The following is a 20821-nucleotide window of genomic DNA, read 5'->3' on the forward strand; positions in this document are numbered from 1 at the left end:
TCTCTCCCCGCTCTGTTGCTGTCCTCTGCTGTTGTTCCGCTTCCGCGCTGATTCTGCCGCTGATGCTCTTATGCCTTGCTCGTCGGGTTACTGACACCCAGTCACATGAAGCTAGTCACACAAAATGGAATACCGCCACCGGTCTTACGGCTTTCGAGTGCCTCGCTCCCCTGTAAGGGTGAGCCGATCCGAAGGAATGAAGCCTGTGCCACCGCTCGACACCCGCGTTCCCGCCGTTCTGCTGCGGATCGACCGGAATCCCTTTCACCACGGAACGCTCGGGGCCGTGCGCTCGCTCGGCAGGGCGGGGGTGGAGGTGCATGTGGTCGCCGATTCCACGGGAAGTCCCGTGACCAGATCGCGCTTCGTACGCGAAATGCATCCCCCGCCGCCGCCCGAGGCATCCCCCGGCGAGATCACCGACGTGCTGCGCCGGGTGGCCGAGCGGGTCGCGCGTCCCGCCGTCCTGGTCCCGATGGACGACGCGAGCGCGGTCGCCGTGTGCCGCATGCGCGAGCAACTGGCCCCCTCCTATCTGCTGCCCGCCACCCCCGGCGCACTGCCCGAACGGGTCGCCGACAAGGCCGAACTGGCGCTCGTGTGCGCGTCGGTGGGTATCCCGCATCCGGTGACGCTGGTCCCGGACAGCCCGGCGCAGGCCACCGACGCCGCCCGGCGGCTGGGGCTGCCGATGGTGGCGAAGTGGAGTCGGCCCTGGCGGCTGCCAGCGGGCAGCGGACTGCACAGCACGGTGCTGGTGAAATCCGCGCAGCAGGCGCGGGAGTTGTATCTGCGCACCAAGGAGGCCGGCAGCCTCCTGCTGCTGCAGGCATATCTGCCGCCGGGCCGGGACCGCGACTGGTTCTTCCACGGATACGCCGACCGCTCCTGCGCTGTGCGTGCGGGCGGGACGGGCCGCAAGCAGCGGGCGTGGCCGCGCGGGGCGGGCCTGACCGTGGTCGGCCGCTGGACGGACAACCCGCAGGTGCGGGCGCTCGCCGAGCGACTCACCGGCGAGCTGGGCTACCGCGGAATCTTCGACCTCGACTTCCGCCGCTGCGGCACGACGGGCAGCTACCACCTGCTCGACTTCAACCCCCGCCCCGGTGCCCAGTTCCGGCTCTTCTCCGACACCACCGGACTGGACGTCGTACGCGCCCTGCACCTCGACCTGACACACCGGCAACTCCCGAAGCCGGCGCCCATGGTGGGGCGGTCGTACGTGGTGGAGAACTACGCACCCCTCGCCGCGCTGCGGCCGGCGCCCCACGGACGCGAACTGGCCTGGCACGCCCCGGACGACCCGGCGCCCGGCCGTGCGATGTGGGCCCTGTGGGGCCGTCATGTGGCCCGTCGACTGCGAGAGCGGATGCGCAAGGTCCCGGCGGTACCCATGGCGACCCGCGTGGGCCGCCAGGCGTCCGCACCGTCCCTGTCCGACGAGAAGAAGGCGGGAAGTCACTGATGTACGACTTGCTGGTGGTGGGCGCCGGCCCGTACGGCCTGTCCATCGCCTCACACGCCGCGGCCGCCGGGCTGAACCTGCGCGTCCTCGGACGGCCCATGGCGTCCTGGCGGACCCACATGCCCCGCGGCATGTTCCTGAAGTCGGAGCCATGGGCCTCCAACCTCGCCGATCCGGACGGTCGTTGGCGCCTGGACGCGTACTGCGCCACCCGGAGGCTCACGGCGCGTCACGCGGAGCCGATCCCCGTGGAGACGTTCGCGGCGTACGGCTTGTGGTTCGCGCGCAACGCCGTACCGGAGGTGGACGAGCGCATGGTGAGCCGGGTGGCGGCCCGCCCGGTCGGCTTCGCGGCGTTCACCGAGGACGGGGAGGTGCTGCGTGCCCGGACGGTGGCGCTGGCGGTCGGCGTCATGCCCTTCGCGGAGGTGCCGTCGCCCCTGCGCGGCCTGCACCCCGCACTCGTCACGCACAGCAGTTCCCACAGTGACCTCGGACGCTTCCGCGGCAAGGACGTCACAGTGATCGGCGGCGGTCAGGCGGCGCTGGAGACGGCGGCGCTCCTCGCCGAACAAGGCACGCGGGTACGGGTGCTGGCGCGGGCGGAACAGCTGCGGTGGAACGACGTGCCACCGCCCGGGCAGCGTCCCTGGTGGCGGTCGGCCCGCACCCCGCACAGCGCCCTCGGCTGCGGCTGGCGCAACTGGTTCTACGCGGAGTGCCCAGACCTCTTCCGTCGCCTCCCCGAGTCGACCCGAGTCAGCATCGCGGCCACCGCCCTCGGGCCGGCGGGCGCCTGGTGGGTGCGGGGCCGGGTCGAGCCGGTGGTGGAGATGCTGCTCGGCCGCGAGGTCGCCGCGGCCCGTGCGGTGCCGGGCGGGGTACGGCTGGAGACGGTGAGCCGGACGGGAGGGCCACGCTCCCTGGAGACCGAGCACGTGGTCGCGGCCACGGGGTTCCGGGGAACCCTGGACCGGCTCGGCCTGCTCTCCGCCGAGCTGCGCGGGAGCCTGGCGACGACCGCCGACGGTTCCCCCGCGGTGGGCCGTGACTTCGAGTCCTCGCACCCCGGGCTGTTCCTGGCGGGTCTGCTGACCGCCGCCGCCTTCGGCCCGTCCATGCGGTTCGTCCACGGCGCGACCTTCACGGCGGCGACGCTCGTACGAGGGGTACGCCACCGACTGCACACCACCCCGCCCGCCGGGAAGATTCCAGTACCGGCGGGCCGGGGACGGGAAGCACCGTGGAAAACGCCCCTGTGACCAAGGGGGTGGTGCCGGGTGCCGGGCTCGCTTCGTCCGGCACCCGAGCGGAGCACTATCGAGGGGAGCCGGCTCGGCCTCGTCGATACAGGATGGTGCCGCTGGTCAGCAGCAGCGCGGCAAGCCCCGAGGCCACCAGCGCATTCTCCCTGGGGCCGGTCTCGGCGAGGGTGAGCGGCCGCATCACGGGTGAGGCAGGTGGCGTCGTCACCAGGATGGGGGGCGGGGTGGCCGGTGGCGGCGTTGTCACGGGTGGCGTGGTGGGGGGCGGTGACACCCGTGGCGTGGTGGGGGGTTGCTCGGGCGGTGGGTCGCCGTAGCCTCCTGGCTCGTCGTCCGCGCCGTAGCCTCCTGACTCGTCCGAGTCATGGCCATAGCCGCTGTCCTCTTCATATGCGGCGTCGTCCCCGGATCCGTCGTCATCGCCGTAGCCGCTGCCGCCGCTCTCGTCGTAGAAGGCAGCAGGCGTGCCCGACAGGGCGCCGAGTGATCCCCCTGGGGTCCCCTCGGAGGGCGAGTCCGCGAACACCGGGGTGACGTACAGGGACAGGATGCTCGTCGCGGCGGCGGTCACGACCATTCCCCTACTCAGGTTCTGTCGCAATCTCGTCGTCTTTCTCATCAAAGAAGTGGGAAAAGTCGGCCCGGAACATTGAGGAACAGGTCGTAGAGCATCGTGGCCAGGCATGACGTGCCGAGGCGGCAGTCAGTGCCTGTTCCGCCTCCCGTTGCGCCGGGAAGCTGCTTCACGCCTGCCGTAGTTTCGCTGCGACTTAATCTTCTGACTGGTCAGGTGATGGGAGCCGGTGAAGTGCCAGTACCGACAGTCCGAGCATCGGTAGATGCGGTCCGGAATCCTGGCCAGCAGCGGCTGCTTGATCAGCCAGGTCCTCGCCTCGGATTCAGTGCGAAACGATGCTTTCCCTGTCTCCGGGCAACGCGGAAAAATGATCACACCACTCACATTCCCTCCGAGGCACGATTTCGGCTCACATTCCTCTCCAACAGAAGGGATGGAACCGATGCTGCATCAGCAGTAACCCGTCCGATCGAGCGGATGACACTCCTACGGGCGAGTAGCCATGGAAATTAAGCCGAATGGTCCTGTATGGCGGCTGATACGAATGGAGTTGATCGGATCATATCGAGGCGATACATTTCCGGCCCCAGGAAAAGAATCAGCGGCCATCCAGAGGATGGCCGCTGGCTGTATTCAGGGGCCCAAGCCCGCGTCGCAGCGCAGGATTCGCCCCTGAATCAACGGTCTGGCAATCAGCCGATCACTGGCTTGGACCGACCTGCGTGCAGAAGTTTCCGATGTTCGTGACACTGTCACCCAGGACGGTGACCGGAATGTTGACCGTGACCACGGAGTTGGTGAACTCCTGTTCGCACTTCAGCAACTGCGCGTTGTCGACAGTGGGATCAGGCGAGTCACCGCCGGCGTCGTGAGCCTGGGCGGCCCCGGCACCCGTCAGACCGATGCTGCCGATGGCGGCGGTCACCAGCATGACCTTCTTGAACCTGCGCACGCGTATCTCCATAGATTGACTCGCGGCCACCACAAAACGTCGTGGCCTCGATCAGGCACAGCAAAAGGGGACGCCTAGATCCTGTTCCTCGACATCCCCTGCTCCGCGAATTACTGGCCCTCTCCCCTGCGGCCCCGAGCCGACAGACGATCAGGGAGTCAGACGCGGCAAGGACTAAGGAGCGGGGTCTCACACTGGAGATGCGAGACCCAACTGCCTATGGCGTCCCAGAATCAGCCGATCGACCCGATCACCGTGCAGAAGTTGCCGATGTTCTGGTCCGTGTCACCGGTGACCGAACCAAGGGGGGCGAATGCACCCGGGGTGTCGAACTCCTGCTGGCAGTCGACAACCTGCAGGTTGTTGACCCCGCCGTCGAACGGGTCGTCGTAGTCGTGTCCACCGTTGGCGCTGGCAACCCCGCCGCCAACAAGGCCGAGGCCGCCGACCATGACCGCCACGGCCGCAGCCTTCTTGAACTTGTGCATCAACGTCTCCGATTCCTTCACGTACACGACCCCCTTTACGGACCGTGTCCGACTCGTCACAGAGACTAACATGCGCCTCTCTTATTCCACCATTCCCGACACGCCCGTTTGAGTACTACTAGTTAATCTATGTACCTTTTCAGGAAAGCTTCAAAGTTCGGCTGAGCATCGTTTGGAAGTGCATGCCGGGGCGTCGTGCGGGCCGATTCAGCGGACTGCTGCCAGGAACGCGGTCGCCCTTTAAGCCAACTTGCCTCTCATGAAGGGCAGTTGACTCGTAGAAGGCGCGGCACAGCGGGCGAGCACGCACCCCTCGGCACGCCTCTGCGGTCACCGCATCGGATCACCCGGACGGACGGCCGCCTCCAGGGCGACGAGAAGGTCTGCGCTGGGGGGGTGGGCCGGAGGCTTGGCCCAATGCCTCGTCGCCAATGGGTGCTGGGTGGTGTCAGGGGGCGGCGTGCAGGAGGCCGTGACGGGGCAGGAGGAGGTGGGCGATGACGGCCCGGCCGATCGTGCCGCGCACCCGTTCAGGAGGGTGTACCGCAGGGCGAGGAAGGCGCTCTCGACTTCCCAGCGTTCGTGACAGAGCCGGACGAGGTCTTCGTGGGGTACTGGTGGGGGCCGGCGAGTTAACCCAAAACAAAATGCCTCCGACAGGCACTGGAACAAGGATCTCAGATGTCCTCGTCCGCGCTGATCGGAGGCACTTCCTGTTCGCGCCCTGGACACTCAACCCTCCCAGGACACAGTCACTCAGCTTGCGATAGAGCCCGCCGGCGGCCTGTCGGCTCCCCATGACGGAGCGTCCGACACCGCAAGGACCGAAGTCCAGGCCTCGCACTGGAAGTGTGAGACCTGGACTTCGCGGGTCCTGAAATCAGTCGATCGACCCGATCACCGTGCAGAAGTTGCCGAAGTTCTGGTTCACGTCACCAGTGATCGCAGGGGGCACGACTTCGGCGAGGCCGCCGTAGTAGTCCTGCGTGCAGTTCACGGCCTGCGCGTTGCCGCCGACGTCGGCCAGGTCGTCGTAGTCGTGCCCGACGTTGGCGCTGGCAACCCCGCCGCCGACGAGGCCGAGGCCGCCGGCCATGGCCGCTACGGCCGCAGCCTTCTTGAACTTGTGCATCACGTCTCCGAATCCTTCACACACACGACCCTCCTCACGGGCCGTGTCCAACTCGCCGCAGACGCTAACACATACCCCTCCTTAACCCGCTATTTCTGATACACCCGATTGAGTGCCACCCATTGAGTTATGTCCCTTTTGTATTCTTGGCACGCAGACGGGCGTCGCGGCCGGAAAGCTCCAGCACGATTGCCCCTTGGCCAGAAGCCCGTGCGGCACCGTCAGTTGGTAGCGGGTCTGCGGTTCCGCCCCACCGGGCGTGCGGCGATGTATCGCCGGACCGAGGGGCGAGGGGCGCTGTTCTCGACCGCCATCCGTGGACACGCAGAACGCACCGTTTCGCGCTGCCGCATCAGGACAGAGTCGGTGGCGGACATGTGCGATGAGGACCAACGCCCCTTGGTGAGGCCGGGCTTGGCCGCCGACTCTTCAGACAAGCCTCGTCACGGCGGACGCCGGGGTGGCCGGATGAGTGGTCGCGATCGTCACCAGCCCCATGCGGCCGAGCGACCCAAAACAAAATGCCTCCGACAGACACTGGAACAAGGATCTCAGATGTCCTCGTCCGCGCTGATCGGAGGCACTTCCTGTTCGCGCCCTGGACGCTCAACCCTCCCAGGACACGGTCACTCAGGCTGCGGTAAAGCCCGCGGGCCTCGACTCCCCGTGACGGGGCGTCCGACACCGCAAGGACCGAAGTCCAGGCCTCGCACTGGAAGTGTGAGACCCGGTCTTCGCGGGTCCTGAAATCAGTCGATCGACCCGATCACCGTGCAGAAGTTGCCGATGTTCTGGCTCGTGTCACCGGTGCCCGAGCCGACGGGGGTGAAGGCGAGGCCGCCGTCGAAGTCCTGGTCGCAGTTCACGACCTGCAGGTTGTTGACGGCGAAGTCGAACGGGTCGTCGTAGTCGTTGCCGCCGTTGGCGCTGGCGACCCCGCTGCCGACGAGGCCGAGGCCGCCGACCATGGCCGCTACGGCCGCAGCCTTCTTGAACTTGTGCATCACGTCTCCGATCCCTTCACACACACGACCCTCCTTACGGACCGTGTCCAACTCGTCACAGACGCTAACATAGGCCTCTCTTAACCCGCTATTTCCGACACACCCGATTGAGTGTCACCCGTTGACTTATGTACCTTTTCTTACAACCGGAGTGACCGCCCGTACTCCAGCAGTCAGCGGCTGCTCGAGGCAGAGAAGCGCCGGTCTCCGTGACCGGGACGCGTCCCTCCTTCTGCCGTAGCAGCCGTCGTAGCCCGCCTGTGAGCTGGACGAACGACCTCTGCGCGGATCGGCTGCTCCGGTTGGGCGAAGGGGGCTCCGGTGAGCGGCGCTGCCGTCGGCACCCAAATGAGTTCGCCGGTGGTCGGGATGGTCGCGGTCACCGTCCGGTGCCGAGCTCCTGACGCAGGTCCAGATAGAAGCGCAGCCATACGCCGGGCTGGCTCGGCACCCGGACCGCCTGGTCGCCGGCCGTGGTCGTCCACGGGTCGGCGACCGCCCGCTCAAAGGCAATCGCGGTCTTCTCATCGGTGGCCGCGGTCACCCACCGGTGGGCGACCGCCCGGTGGAAGGCGAGCGCTGTCTCCTCATCGGCGGCCGCGGCATCCACGACCAGCAGACCCGGCTCCGCCATGTGCACGTCCTGAATCGGTTTCATATCGGCCATGACGTCTTCGCCAACGTGATCGCTTCTCCCCGCCCGGCACCTTCACCCGATCGAGATCATCAACGGCCTTGGAACCGCCCGCTGTGGCCGCCCGCTCAAGTCGGCCTTGACGCCGTGGCCGGACTGCCACCCGCCCGCCCGCACCTACCAAGTACAGGCGGGTGCGGTTTCGCGACGCAGGTCGATGGTGCTGGGTCAGCCCACTGCCACCATCGTCAGCGCGGCCAATACGGTGATCACTGCCATGGGAACCATGACAATCCGGGCCCGCTCCATCCTCTCCCGCACGCTCTCGCACCTGGCTGCTGAGCGCTCGCGGCGGCTCTCGGGTTGTTTCCGAGCGGAAAGCATTTCGCCGGTGGAGACGGGAGTGAGGAGGATGCGGCGACAACCGCAATCACACTCGCCGCTGTCCAGCCTGTCCTCGTCCCACATCGTCATGACGAGTTCAACGACTCGCCCAACGGTCGGCTACGAGAAGGATGGGGTTACACAAGCTGGTTCAGGACCTGGCAGGCATGCCCGACCCCGTCCTCAGCCGTCAGCGCACGGCCCAGTCGACGGGCCGCCTCAGCATGACCGCTGTCCTCGGTGACGGCTCGCAGGCGGCCGGCGAGAGCGGAGGCGGTGAGCTGCCGGGACGGCAAGGGCTTCGGCCCCACTCCGAGGCTGTGGACCCGGTCGGCCCAGTAGGGCTGGTCGCCGAAGAACGGGCAGACCAGGGAGGGCACTCCGGAACGCAGTGCCGAGGCGGTGGTGCCCGCACCACCGTGGTGGACCACCGCAGCCATACGGGGGAACAGCCAACTGTGGGGCGTCTCCTCGACCACGAGCATGTCGTCGTCACTCGTGCGAGGGTCTCCGGCGAGAACACCGCGCAGTCCCGCGCGCCGCAGCGCGGTGCGTACGACGCGGTCGGTGGCCTCGGGGTCGCTGGTTTTCATGCTGCCGAAGCCCACGTACACGGGCGGCGGTCCGTCGTCCAGGAAGCCGAGCAGGCGTTGTGGCGGTTTCCACGAGGGTTGTTCGTGGTGCCAGAAGCCGGTCATGTGGACGTTGGGTCCCCAGTCGGGCGGCCGGGGTACGAGGGTGGGGCTGAACGCACACAGCACGGGGGCCTGGCTGACTCGGCGGCGTGGGCCGAGCGGGGAGAGAGCGGGAAGGCCGAGGCCCTCCCTGCGCCAGGTGTTGATGAACTGACGGCACACCAGCCACGATCCCAGGTTGACCGCCTCAAAACTGAGGCGGTTTCCGAAGGGGCCGAGGAACCGTGCGGCCGGTGTGAACGGGTGGGGGAACACTCCCGTGGGCTGGCTGGGCTGGAAGTGGATGATCGCGTGCGGGATGCGCAGGTACTGGCTCAGGTGGACGCCGAGCAGACCGAAGGTGGGCGCCAGGACGAGATCTGCTCCCTCGGCACCCGCCTGGGTCTCAGCGAGCAGGCGGGAGAACAGTGGACGCATGATCCGGTCGAGGCCGCGGATGAAGGCCACCGGGTTGCGTCGGCCGGCCAGCAGTTCCTGTCCTTCGGGCGATTCGATGATCTCGCTCGGGTCCGCCGGGAGAGGGTGGAACCGCAGTCCCGTCTCGGTGATCAGCTGCTGATAGCGGGTGCTGGCGAGCAGGCGGACGGAATCGCCCTCGCAGGTCAGCGCCCTGCCCAGCGCCAGACACGGCTGGACGTCCCCGCGCGACCCCGCGGCAAAGATCACTACAGTTCGGCCCATACCTCCCTCGATCCTGGTCGTACGCGTAGCCGTCGCCGACGCCGGGTTCGCTAGGAGAGTTCCTCCGTCACCGCGGGCCAGATGCTGTGCAGTTCGCGCTGCCAGTAGGGCCAGGAATGTGTCCCGGGTTCGTAGAGGTTCGTCGAGACATCGACGCCCGCCGAGCGGAGCGATTCAGCGAATTTCGTCAACGGCGCCGGAAGTGCTGCTTCGGCGTACGAGCCCACCAGGAGCGCGGAGGGCGGATAGCCCTCGTCCAGTGGTCCGGGCGTTCCGTCTCCCGCGGACAGATGGACCTTCGTTCCGAGGAAGGCGTCCGGCCTGGCGGCCGGGTTGTGAGCCTGCCAGATGTCGTCGTGACTCTTCGGGTCTCCCCAGACGCGCTTGATGTCGGTGCCGTCCATGGCGGAGCCAAGAAGCAGAAGGAAACGCACCGTGGGGTCGTTGAGGTCGACGTACGAGCTCATGGAGGCCACGTACCGGAACATTCCCGGGTGACGCGCCGCGTAGTTGAGCGCGCCGAAGCCTCCCATGGACAGGCCGATGGCGGCGCGGGAGGAGTTCGCGCGGAATCTCTCCTCCATGAGCCGGACGAGTTCGACGGTGTGGAAGGTCTCCCAGCGGGGCCTGCCGGCGTACCAGTCGGAGTAGTAGCCGTTTCCGCCGTCGGGCATCACGACAAGTACTTCCGAGTTCTCCGCCAGCGCCTCGACGTCCGTCTCGCGCGTCCAGGAGGTGTAGTCGTCCTCCCCTCCGTGCAGCATGTAGAGCGTGGGGAACGTGCGTTCCCTGTCGCTCTTCCAGCTTTTGGGGAGGATGACGCGGACCGGCACTGAGGCTCTCATGGCCCGTGACCGGACGGTCATGTCCAGCGTGCGGGCGTCGAGTTCCTTGACGGCTGTGATCCGGGCGCCGGTGTCGGCCGACCGGGACGTCTGCTGCGTGCCGCTGTACGGCACCGCGGCTGCCGCGGTGCCGTACAGCGGTGTGAGGAGCAGGAGACAGGCCAGGAGTGAGCGGCCGGTGAGGCGTGCCCGGCCGGTGAACACTGTGCGGTCAGATGGCATGGGCTGTGGGACTCCTCGGGGCGGGTAGAGCCCGGTACGACGCGACACGGCGAAGCGAGTGGCTGGGCGGGTGCCGGAGAGGAAGGCCCCGGGGCCGGCCGCCGACACGCTCCACGGACCGGCCCGTGCGCGATGAGGGGCAATATCGACATATACGTGCAGACCATGCCGACATCGGCGGTCTCACGCCCAGCCGACACGCCGTTTTTGTGTAGATATGATCAATTGATTCCACTTGGCGCGGTTCATGGCCTGTCGTCGGTCCGCCCGTCGTGCGGCCAGACGGAGGACGGTGCGGTTGCGCCGCGAGGAGGCAGGCAGCTTGCTTTGTAGAGGTGGCGGGGAAGACCGGCCAGTGAACTGAGGGGCAGCTGCGCGCGGCCCAGGATCGTTGGGAGACTCGATGAGCACGAGCATGTCCGAAGCCGTCATCGCGGGTGCCGACCGGGCCACGCTTGAGAAGCTGCCCCTGCCCGAACAGTTCGCCGCGGCGACGGTCCGCCTGGCCGACATCAAGATGTTCCAGGACACCGACGACAAGGACGTACAGAAGTCCCTCTCCGTGGACCAGGTCCCGATGCCCGACCTGGCTCCTGATGAAGCGCTGATCGCTGTGATGGCCAGCTCCATCAACTACAACACCGTGTGGACCGCGATGTTCGAGCCGCTGCCGACGTTCCAGTTCCTGAAACAGATGGGGAAGGCCGGGGGATGGGAGCGGCGGCATGACCTTCCCTACCACGTGGTCGGGTCGGACGCCTCAGGTGTCATCGTGCGAACGGGGTCGTCCGTGCGCAAGTGGAAGGTCGGAGACCACGTGGTGGTGGCGACGGCGTACGTCGACGACCAGGACCATGAGACACACCGGGACGGCATGCTCGGCCAGGGACAGAAGGCGTGGGGCTTCGAAACGAACTTCGGCGGGCTGGCGCACTACGCGATCGCGCGGGCCAGCCAGCTGATGCCCAAGCCGGCACTGCTCACCTGGGAAGAGGCGGCCGTGAATCCCCTGTGCGCGGGCACGGCGTATCGCATGCTGGTCAGCGATCGCGGGGCCCAGATGAAGCAGGGGGATGTGGTGCTGATCTGGGGTGCGACCGGCGGGCTCGGATCCTACGCGGTTCAGCTCGTCCGCAACGGTGGCGGTATTCCGGTGGGAGTCGTGAACTCCCGTGAGAAGGCTGATCTGTTGCGGTCCCTCGGATGCGAGGCCGTCATCAACCGCTCGGAGATCGACGAGGGGGACACCACCGCGCTGCAGCGGCCGGAGGGTTGGAAGAAGCTCGGCGCCGCCGTGCGTGACGCGGTGGGTGAGGACCCGCACATTGTCTTCGAGCACGTCGGCGCGAAGACATTCGGAGCCTCGGTCTTCCTCGCCAGACGCGGAGGGACGGTGGTCACCTGCGGTTCCAGTACCGGGTACCAGCACACCTACGACAACCGCTACTTGTGGATGCGGCTCAAGAGGATCATCGGAAGCCACGGGGCCAACCTGCATGAGCAGTGGGAGGTCAACCGGTTGTTCAGCATGGGCCGTTTGCTGCCGGCCCTGTCGAAGACGTACACGCTGGACGAGGTCGCCACGGCTACCAGGAGTGTTCAGACCAACGAGCACATCGGCAAGGTGGGTGTTCTGTGTCTTGCTCCGCGCTCGGGGCTGGGGGTGACGGACCCGCAGGCCAGGGCGCGCGTGGGCGAGGACCGTCTGCGCGCCTTCCGGAGTGGGCTGCCCCGGGTTTCGTAGCGGAGACCGGCCTCGGGCGGGTCCGGCGGCCTGCCCGGCACCGGTCGCCGCCGCGTGTCAGTCGCCGTTGCTTTCAAGGGCTTGGGTGAGGTGCCGCGCGATGACCTCGACATGAGGCGGGTCGATGAGTGACAGGTGATCGCCCGGGACGGGTACGACCTCCAGCGACGCGCACAGTGGCGCCCATCCGAGGTCTGCCTCGCTGCGCACATAGCGGGGGTCGAGAGCCGTGGTCAGCGGCTGTGCCTCCTGGGCGCGATAGAGCACGACATGGCCCGGATACGGCTGCGGCTGGTACCGCTCCCCTACGCGCGCGTCGACGTAGGACGTTCGCTGGTGCTCCATGATTCCGGGGCTCATGTCGAGGCCGGCTTCGGCGACGAGCCGCATGACCACGTCGATCTGCTGCTCGTCGGGCGTGGCAGCCAGTTCCTCGTAGGGCAGGTCGAGTCGGCGGCCGTACGTCTTCTCGACGTATTCGGCGAAGCGGCCGAACCGTGCGATGAGCATCTCCTTGGATTCCAGCCCCGGGAGAGCCGCCGGCAGGATGGTGTCGATGAGTCCGAGGAAGCCCACGGCGTTGTCCGTCTCGCGGAGCCGGCGGGCGACCTCGTAGGCGAGACAGCCGCCGAAGGACCAGCCCAGCAGGTGGTACGGCCCCTGTGGCTGGAGCTTTTGGATGAGACCGATGTAGTGGGCGGCTTTCTCCTCCATCGTCCGGAGGGAGTCCGCGCGGTCGAATCCGTACACGTTGTGTGTGGTGGGGAGCAGTTGGACGAGTGGCCGGTAGACCGACGTCGGGCCGCCGGCGGGGTGAAACGTGAACAGGGCGGGGCGGTGGGCGCCGGGCTGGACGTCGCGGAGGACACGGAGGACGGACTCCCCTGTTCCGTTGACCACGGGCCGGATCAGCTCCGCGAGGGTGGCGACGGTGGAGTGGGCGGAAACATGCTCCGCGGTAAGGCCCGGGGTCGTCGTGTCCAGGCGTCGACCGATGCCCTCCACCAGGTCGTGGGCGGTGCGCTGGTCACCACCCGCGGCGACGAAGTCCTCGTGGACGTCCTCCGGCGGCCGTCCGAGGACCTCGTTCCAGACGCCGGCCACCAGGCGTTCCGCGGCATCGCGAGGGCCCAGCCTGGTCGGCAGCGTCGGGATCGCCCCGGCGCTGACGCCGTCCTGACCGGTGTCCTGCGGTTCGTTGTCCGCCGCCACATCGCTCGGGTCGGCCCGCACCAGCCCCAGTTCCCGGAGTACCGCGTCACCGAGGGCACGAAGAGTGGCGCCCCGCAGAAGGAGAGGAGCGGGCAACACCACGGCGAAGTCCTGCTTGGTGGCGTTCTGGATCCGCACCGTCATGAGGGAGTCGAGGCCGAGGTCGGTCAGAGGGGCGTTCTCGTCCAGCTCCTGGACAGCACATCCCATGACAGCGGCCGTACGCTTGACGAGACGTTCGTAGACCTTGGCGGCGGCTGCTTCGCCGAGCGTCTCGATGCCTGACGGGCCGTCCCATTCGTCCTCGGGGAGATGACCGCCACGCAGAACCCCCACGAAGAACGGGACCGCGTCCAGTCCGGGGAAGGCTTCCAGTGCCCGACGGGCGTCCAGATGCACCACGCCGGTGTGCGCCCTGCCCCGGGTGACGAGCGCCTGGAGGGCGTCCAGTCCTTCGGCCGAGGTGATGGGTGCGAGAGCCAGCGCGGAGTTCGCGGCGGGGTCGCGGGGTGCCGCTCCCACCTCGGCCCAGGGGCCCCACGCGATGGCGGTCGCCGGCAGGCCGACGGCCCGGCGGCGGTGGGCATGCGCGTCCAACCAGGCGTTGGCGGCGGCGTAGGCCGCCTGCCCGGGGGAGCCGAAGAGCGCGGCGGCGGAGCTGTACACCAGCCACCAGTCGAGATCGTGCCCCTCGGTGGCCGCCTCCAGTTGGAGGGCGCCGGTGACCTTCGGCCGGAGGACAGCGTGGATGTCGGACGCCTGCAGGTCGGTGAGGAGGTGGTCGCGGAGCAACGCCGCGGCGTGCGCGACCCCGCACAGCAAATGTCCTTCGGACAGGGCCGCTTCGACCAGACGCGCAGCCACGCCGGGCTGAGCGATGTCTCCTCGCACCACGGCGACGGAGGTGCCGAACTCGCCGAGTTCGGTGAGGGCGGCCCGCGTCTCGGGGTCCGGGGCGCGGCGGCCGTTCAGGACGATGCGGCCCGCGCCCTGCTCGGCCAGCCGTCGCGCCGTCGCCAGGCCCAGGCCGGACAGTCCGCCCGTCACGATGTAGGCGCCGTCGGGACGCGCGAAGGGCACTCTGACGGACGCGTCATCCGAGTCCGCGGCAGCGAGTCGGGCGACGAAGCGGGTGCCTCCGCGCCAGGCGACCTCGTCGGCCTCGCCGTCGCAGAGCAGTTCCTGGACCAGATCGTCGACGAGACCGGGTTGCGGGTCGATGTCCACCACCGTGGTGCGCAGCGCGGGATGCTCCATGGCCAGTACGCGCACGAGACCGCGAAGAGAGGCCAGATCGGGGTTCCCGGTCTCCCCGGGTACGACTGACTGGGCTCGCTCGGTCACGAACCACAGCCGGGGAACCGACAGTTGCCGCGGGTCCGCGGCCAGACGACGGGCGACGTCCGCGGCGGCGTGCAGCCCCAGACACGTTCCGGGCGGTTCAGGGCCGTCCGTCAGCAGCATGACCAGGGCAGCCCGCCCGTCGTGTGTCTCTTCGCGCCAGGTGTCCAGCAGGCTGCCGAAGGAACCGTCCCGGCTGTGCGCGACCGCTACCTCGACTCCTTGTTCCTGGAGTGCCGACTGGAGGGAAGCGGCACAGGGGTTCCTGCTGCCGTCGGCCCGGTCCGTCAGCAGGAGGACGTGGGTCGGAGGGTCGGGGATGGAGACAGGGGCCTTCTCCCACTCGATCTCGTAGGTGGTTTCATCGAGCGGCCGCGGGACTTCCCTCGGTGCGACGGCCCGGAGCCGCGTCTCGTGAGCCACGATCAGCTCTCGCCCTCCGGCGTCCTCCGCGTGGATGTCCCACATGCCGGTACGGGGCAGGCACTGGACCCGGCATCCAGCATGGGCGGGAACCTGGAGCCGTACCTGCAGAGACCGTACGGCGACCGGAACGTCCTCCGTGGCGGGCGGTACGGGGTCTGATCCGGGTGGCGCGCCGCTCGCCGGTGCGTGCAGTACGGCGTGCAGGAGCTTTCCGAGTCGTTGCTCCGGGGCGTGGTCCTCGGCAGCGGGGGCGGGGAAGTCGACCTCGAAGGGAGCGGCCCCTTCCGGTTCACGACGCGTCAGGGCGTCGGATCGGGTGAGTACGCGGGCCGAGGCATGGCACAGCCAGGCGCCGGAGGCGGATCGTGAGTGGATGCCGACGGTTGCCTGATCGCGTCCCTGCGGCTCCCAGACGAGTGTGACCGGCGTCCTGGCCGAGATCGGCAGCCACTGATGGACCGCCAGGTCCTCGATGCGTACCGCCTCGCTGGCCTTGGCGCTCGTGGCGGTCGCCGCGGCGATCACGAGTTCCGCGCAGGCGGCGAGCGACAGAACGGGTCTGCCGTGCAGCGTGGCCGGCTGCTGGTTCCAGCCGTCGGTGCCGATGTCCCCGTGCCACAGGACACGGTCCGTGCCGGGATCCTCGACCCGCGCTCCCAGCAGGGAGTGGCCGCCCGCGGAGGACGGCCGCCTCGACGGGCTCCGGCGACGGAACCAGTGCGGGACATGACGCCAGGGAGGGCTCGGTACGGTCAACCGCTCGCCGTCCGGCCACAGTTGTCGGGCCAGGCCTTCCACTCCGGCCAGGTGGAGCTCCACGAGCGCGGTGCGCAGGTGCACGCTCTCATCACTGTCGCGGCGACCCGTGGGCAGGACACGGCCGTACCCCGGGGCCACCGCGTCGAGCGTCTCGGTGATCGGGACGACGGCGATGGGGTGCGGTGAGATCTCCAGGAAGAGATCGTGGCCGTCGGCCGCCGCGGCGGCCACCGCCTGTTGGAAGCGAACGGGGCGGCGGGCGTTGGCGGCCCAGTAGTCCGCGTCCGCGTGGACATCGGCGCGTGGGTCGTCGAGGACCGTCCCGTACCAGGGGATGGTCGCGGCGCGTGGGCTGATGCCGTCGAGGGCTTCGCGCAGCGCCGGAAGGACGGGATCGACCGCCGGTGAATGTCCGGCGCCGCTGACAGGGAGGAGGCGGGCGAGTCGCCCCTGTGCCTCGACTTCCTCGACGATGCGGGCAATCGGTTCGCCGGGCCCCGTGAGGGTGCACCGCCGCGGCGAGGCGTACACCGCGATGCTGACCTCCGGACAGCGTCCGAGGATGTTCGCGCGGGCTTCCTCCGGCAGCTCCACGGCAGCCATGGCGCCGGCCTGCTCCTGGTCGATGGCCGCGAGCCGGGTGGAACGGGCGAGGATCACTCTCAGGCCGTCGCGGGTGTCAAGAGCGCCGGTGACCACGGCCGCGCTCACCTCTCCCATCGAGTGTCCGATGACAGCGGCGGGTTCGACTCCGTAGGCGCGCAACGTGTTGGCCAGAGCGAGTTGCAGACCGAAGAGCAGCGGCTGGGTACGGTCGACGCTCGCGCCCTGGTCCGTGCGGGAGAGCAGGTCGGTCAGGGAGACGCCCGTCTCCGCCTCGAAGACGGGGTCCAGTTCGCCCGCGGAAGCGGCGAAGACGGGATCGTCGCGCAGCAGCCGGCGGCCCATCCCGTCCCACTGGGAGCCATAGCCGGAGAACACGAGAACTGGTCGACGTGGGGTCTTCTGGTCCGGTTCGGAAGGCTGTTCCGGTTCGGAAGGCTGTTCCGTCCGTGGCGGCACGACGCACGTCGGGGATTCGCCCTTGGCGAGCGCTGCGAGTGCCGCGGTGAGGTCGTGCAGCCCCCGGCCGACGACGGCGGCGCTTGCCGGGCCCCGGCGTCGGTGTGCCAGCGTGTGGCAGACGTCGGCGAGCGACAGGGCACCGCCCTGCGCGTGCAGCCAATGGGCGAGACCGGTGGCGGCGTCGCCGAGCCGGTCCTGTGAACGCGCCGTGACGACCAGGATGTGCGGGACACCCTCGGCGATTCGCTCCTGCGTGTCCATGGTGCCCCGGTGACCGTGCCGGGGTGCGTCGGCGGGCTGCGGAGCCGGCTCGGGTGCCTGCTCCAGGATGGCGTGGGCGTTGGTGCCTCCGAAGCCGAAGGCCGATACACCCGCCAGGGCGGGGCGCCCGCGTTCGGTCGGCCAGGGAGTCGGCTCGGCGACGACGCGCAGGCCCAGCTCCGTGAAGTCGATGTGTGGGTTGGGGCTGTGGAAGTGGAGGCTGGCGGGCAGCTGTGCGTGGTGGAGCGAGATCACCGTCTTGATCAGGCCGACGATTCCCGCCGCGCCCTCGAGGTGCCCCAGATTGCTTTTGACCGAGCCGATCAGCAGCGGTCGGCCGGCCGGACGGTCACGGCCCAGGACGGCGCCCAGGGCTCCCGCCTCGATGGGGTCACCCAGCAGCGTTCCGGTGCCGTGGGCTTCGACGTAGCCGATGTCCGCCGCATCCGTGCCGGCGTCACGCAGAGCGCTGCGCAGCAGTGCCTCCTGGGCGACCGGGTTGGGTGCCGTGAGCCCGGCCGAGCGGCCGTCCGAGTTGACCGCCGTGCCGCGGATGACGGCCAGAATCCTGTCGCCGTCGCGCTGGGCGTCCCTGAGCCGTTTGAGGACGACGACGCCGCATCCCTCGCCGCGCACGATGCCGTCGGCCCGCGCGTCGAACGGCTTGCATCTGCCGTCCGGTGCCAACGCTCCGACCTGGTCGAAGTTGGCGGTGATGGCCGGCGAGAGCAGCACGTTGACCCCGGCGGCCAGAGCGGTGTCGCAGTCACCGTCGCGCAGACTGCGGCATGCCTGGTGCACGGCGACCAGGGACGAGGAACAGGCGGTGTCGATCGTCATGCTGGGGCCGCGGAGGTCGAGCAGGTAGGACATGCGGTTCGCGGCGATGCTGCCCGCCGCCCCGCTGCTCGTCCACGGTGTGACCCCTGACAGGTCCGCTGTGGTCAGATGTCCGTACTCGAGCGCGCTGAGACCTACGAACACGCCGGTCGCGCTGCCTTGGAGGGCCACGAGCGGAATTCCCGCGTGGTCGAGGGCCTCGCATCCCACTTCGAGAAGGAGTCTTTGCTGAGGGTCCATGACGTCGGCTTCGCCGGGCGTGATCCCGAAGAAGTCCGCGTCGAAGCCCTCGATGTCGTCCAGGAAAGCGCCCCAGCGAGTGGTGCGTGCCAGCACTGCCGCGGTGTCCGGGGCCTCGTCGTCGAAGAGCTGCCAGCGTTCGTCCGGGACCTGACCCACCGCGTCCGTACCTGCGAGCAGTGCCTCCCAGAAGGCGTCGGGCCCGTTGATGGCGCCGGGGAGACGGCATCCGACGCCGAGCACCGCGATCGCGTCGGCGCCGGTGTGGTCCGTGCCGTCGGCCGCGGTCGGGGTGCGGGGGCTCTGTTCGCGCGGGTTTCCAGGCGCCAGGCTGCGGACCAGTTGCTCGATGCTCGGGTTCTCCCACACCAAGGTGGTGGGGAGTGTCCTGTCGAGCAGCTGTTCCAGCCGTCCGCTGAGATCGACCGCGTCACGCGAGGTCAGCCCGTACTCGGGCAGGGGACGTTCGCCGTCGAGCTCGTCGCCGGGTACGCCGCACAGGTCAGCGACCAGATGGCGCAGCATGGAGCGAATCTCGGCGGCCGTCGGCGCCTCGGTACCCTGAGCCCCTGGTGGAGGTGCGTGCTCCGTACTCGTCGGCCGGGACCCCGCGTCCCCTCCGTGTGCGGTGGTCATACCGCGCCGGATCCCTTGAGTGCCGCGTGCTTCGTAGAGGCCTCGACGGCCGTCCAGGTGCCGTCGAGGTATCGCGCACGGCAGGCGCTGCGGGCCACTTTGCCGCTGGTCGTGCGGGGTACGGCGCCGGGCGGGGCGTAGACGAAGTCGTGGACGGCGAGACCGTGAGTGACGGAGACAGCCCGGCGCACAGCTCGGGTCACCTCGTCGAGACGCGTGTGCGGGTCGGTGACGGCGGTGGGGTGCTCGGCGACGACGACAAGTCTTTCGCCCTCGTCTGCGGGCACGGCGAACGCGGCGGTGTGGTGGCGCCTGATGGCGGGGTGTGCGTTTTCCACGGTGAGTTCGATGTCGTGCGGATAGTGGTTGGTGCCGTCGACGATCACCATGTCCTTGATTCGGCCGGTGACGTAGAGCTGCTTGTCGTGCCACATCCCCAGGTCGCCCGTGCGCAGCCAACGCGGTGCCGGATCGGCCGGGTCTCCGCTCTCCAGGACGGCGCCGAAGGGCTCCCCGTCCGGCGGGCGGCCCCAGTACCCGCGTCCGATGTTCGGACCCCGTAGCCAGATCTCCCCGACCGTCCCGTCCTCCTGTCGGCGGCCGGTGTCCGGATCGACGACGGCCGCCTCCTGATCGGTCGGCCGGCCGCAGGCGACCAGTTCGGTGAGGGGTCCGCCTTCGGCCGGTTCAGCGACACGCGCGATCCCCCGCGCCAGCAGGTCCCGGTCGAAGGGGGTGACGGTCGGTTCCTCCCCGGCGGGCGATGCCGTGACGAACACGGTGGCTTCCGCGAGGCCGTAGGAGGGGCGCATGGCTGTGCGGCGGATGCCGGACGGCGCGAAGGCCTCGTGGAAACGATCAAGTGTCCGCGGACTGATGGGCTCGCTGCCGTTGATCATCACGGCGACCGATCCGAGGGACAGACCGGTCCGTTGCTCGGGTGGTACCCGCCGAACGCAGTAGTCGTAGGCGAAGTTCGGTGCGGCCGTGAGGGTCCCGCCGTGGTGCGTGAGCAAGCGGAGCCATCGGACCGGTTGCTGGACGAAATCCAGCGGATCCATGAGGACGGACCGCATGCGGTGCACGAGAGGCATGACGATCCCCGTCATCAAGCCCATGTCGTGATACAGCGGAAGCCAGCTCACGACGCAGTTGCGCCCGCTGCCCAGGTCATACGCGTCCAGCGCCTGCCGTGCGTTGACGCAGACGTTGGCATGGGTGATCTCCACCCCGGACGGCATTCTCGTCGATCCGGAGGTGTACTGCAGGTAGGCGCAGTCCTCGGGCCGCGGCTCGCGGGCCGTCCGAGCCTCCGTGTCCGCCGTGTCCGCCGTGTCCGCCGTTCCGGCAGTCTGCTCGAGGCACTCGACGCTCACGACGCGCACGGGGGAGGTGATCCCGTGGCCGGTGCAGAATTCAGCCACCGCTTCCCGTCGCTCGGGGGCGGAAACAACAAGGGAGGGTGCCGCATCGGCCAGCACCGCCGCCAGTTTCTCGCCGTGGCCGGGCAGGTCGGGCGGGAAGAGCGGCACGGCGACGGCGCCCGCGCACAGGGAACCCAGGAACGCGACCACGTAGTCGAGGCCCTGCGGTGCGACGATGGCTACTCGCTCGCCCACCGCACCCGCCCGGCGCAGCCCTGCCGCCACCGCCCGGACCCGCGTGTCCAGCTCTTTCCACGTCAGCTCGACGGACGTCCCGTCCCCGTCGGTGTCGAAGTCCACAAAGGCGAACGCCGCTTCATCGGGTGCTTGCCGGGCGGACAGGGCCAAATGGCGGCTGAGCGTATCGCCCATGGCTGACGACATTTGATCACCATGCCTTCACTGGGGTGCTTCCGTCCGTGCCGGAAATGCCGGAGAGGCCCATATTCGGAGTCAGAGAAACATGAACACATAATGTTGATAGGTCGACACGCCGGGTCCGTTGGCCGGATACCGTCGTTCGCATCCG

The 20821-nt window shown here is 68.7% G+C and carries 13 protein-coding genes; 3 read left to right on the top strand and 10 right to left on the bottom strand.

Annotation, left to right across the window (positions count from 1 at the left end):
• Nucleotides 1-205 precede the first annotated feature (205 nt).
• Nucleotides 206-1465, top strand: coding sequence for an ATP-grasp domain-containing protein (locus AB0H86_RS14890; RefSeq protein ID WP_362437233.1), 1260 nt, complete (start codon nt 206-208; stop codon nt 1463-1465).
• Complete coding sequence (locus AB0H86_RS14895; protein ID WP_362437236.1) at nt 1465-2727, top strand: NAD(P)-binding domain-containing protein; 1263 nt, start codon at nt 1465-1467, stop codon at nt 2725-2727. Before AB0H86_RS14890 ends, AB0H86_RS14895 begins: the two co-directional genes overlap by 1 nt.
• 55 nt (nt 2728-2782) lie before the next feature.
• Here AB0H86_RS14895 and AB0H86_RS14900 read toward each other — a convergent pair whose 3' ends face one another.
• From AB0H86_RS14900 to AB0H86_RS14935, 8 genes are all read right to left on the bottom strand, one after another.
• Nucleotides 2783-3307 (bottom strand): hypothetical protein, encoded by a 525-nt coding sequence (locus tag AB0H86_RS14900; RefSeq protein ID WP_362437238.1) that lies wholly within the window; start codon nt 3305-3307, stop codon nt 2783-2785.
• A 700-nt stretch (nt 3308-4007) separates the two neighbouring features.
• The gene (locus AB0H86_RS14905) at nt 4008-4259 is read right to left on the bottom strand and encodes a hypothetical protein (RefSeq protein WP_362437240.1); all 252 of its coding nucleotides are present in this window, start codon (nt 4257-4259) and stop codon (nt 4008-4010) included.
• A gap of 233 nt (nt 4260-4492) precedes the next feature.
• On the bottom strand, nt 4493-4768 hold the full coding sequence (locus AB0H86_RS14910; RefSeq protein ID WP_362437242.1) for a hypothetical protein: 276 nt from the start codon (nt 4766-4768) through the stop codon (nt 4493-4495).
• 859 nt (nt 4769-5627) lie between these two features.
• Entirely contained in the window at nt 5628-5879 is a 252-nt protein-coding gene (locus AB0H86_RS14915; protein ID WP_362437369.1) for a hypothetical protein, read from the bottom strand.
• A gap of 749 nt (nt 5880-6628) precedes the next feature.
• Nucleotides 6629-6907 carry a hypothetical protein gene (locus tag AB0H86_RS14920; RefSeq protein ID WP_362437244.1) on the bottom strand — a complete coding sequence of 93 codons (279 nt, stop codon included), beginning with the start codon at nt 6905-6907 and terminating at the stop codon, nt 6629-6631.
• A 355-nt stretch (nt 6908-7262) separates the two neighbouring features.
• Nucleotides 7263-7541 (bottom strand): DUF6207 family protein, encoded by a 279-nt coding sequence (locus AB0H86_RS14925; protein WP_362437246.1) that lies wholly within the window; start codon nt 7539-7541, stop codon nt 7263-7265.
• A gap of 497 nt (nt 7542-8038) precedes the next feature.
• A complete protein-coding gene (locus tag AB0H86_RS14930) occupies nt 8039-9277 on the bottom strand; it encodes a glycosyltransferase (protein WP_362437248.1) in 1239 nt (412 codons plus the stop codon).
• A 50-nt stretch (nt 9278-9327) separates the two neighbouring features.
• A complete protein-coding gene (locus AB0H86_RS14935) occupies nt 9328-10344 on the bottom strand; it encodes an alpha/beta hydrolase family protein (RefSeq protein ID WP_362437250.1) in 1017 nt (338 codons plus the stop codon).
• A 403-nt stretch (nt 10345-10747) separates the two neighbouring features.
• Between AB0H86_RS14935 and ccrA the strand changes: the two genes are divergently transcribed.
• The gene (gene ccrA, locus AB0H86_RS14940; RefSeq protein WP_362437252.1) at nt 10748-12088 is read left to right on the top strand and encodes a crotonyl-CoA carboxylase/reductase; all 1341 of its coding nucleotides are present in this window, start codon (nt 10748-10750) and stop codon (nt 12086-12088) included.
• Nucleotides 12089-12145: 57 nt separating this feature from the next.
• Here the strand turns inward: ccrA and AB0H86_RS14945 are convergent, their stop codons facing one another.
• Nucleotides 12146-18757, bottom strand: a complete 6612-nt coding sequence (locus AB0H86_RS14945; protein ID WP_362437254.1) for an SDR family NAD(P)-dependent oxidoreductase — start codon at nt 18755-18757, stop codon at nt 12146-12148.
• Between the two features lie 107 nt (nt 18758-18864).
• The gene (locus AB0H86_RS14950) at nt 18865-20676 is read right to left on the bottom strand and encodes a fatty acyl-AMP ligase (protein WP_362437256.1); all 1812 of its coding nucleotides are present in this window, start codon (nt 20674-20676) and stop codon (nt 18865-18867) included.
• Nucleotides 20677-20821 lie beyond the last annotated feature (145 nt).

Source organism: Streptomyces sp. NPDC050997 (assembly GCF_040660135.1).
In the GTDB taxonomy this organism is placed as follows: domain Bacteria; phylum Actinomycetota; class Actinomycetes; order Streptomycetales; family Streptomycetaceae; genus Streptomyces.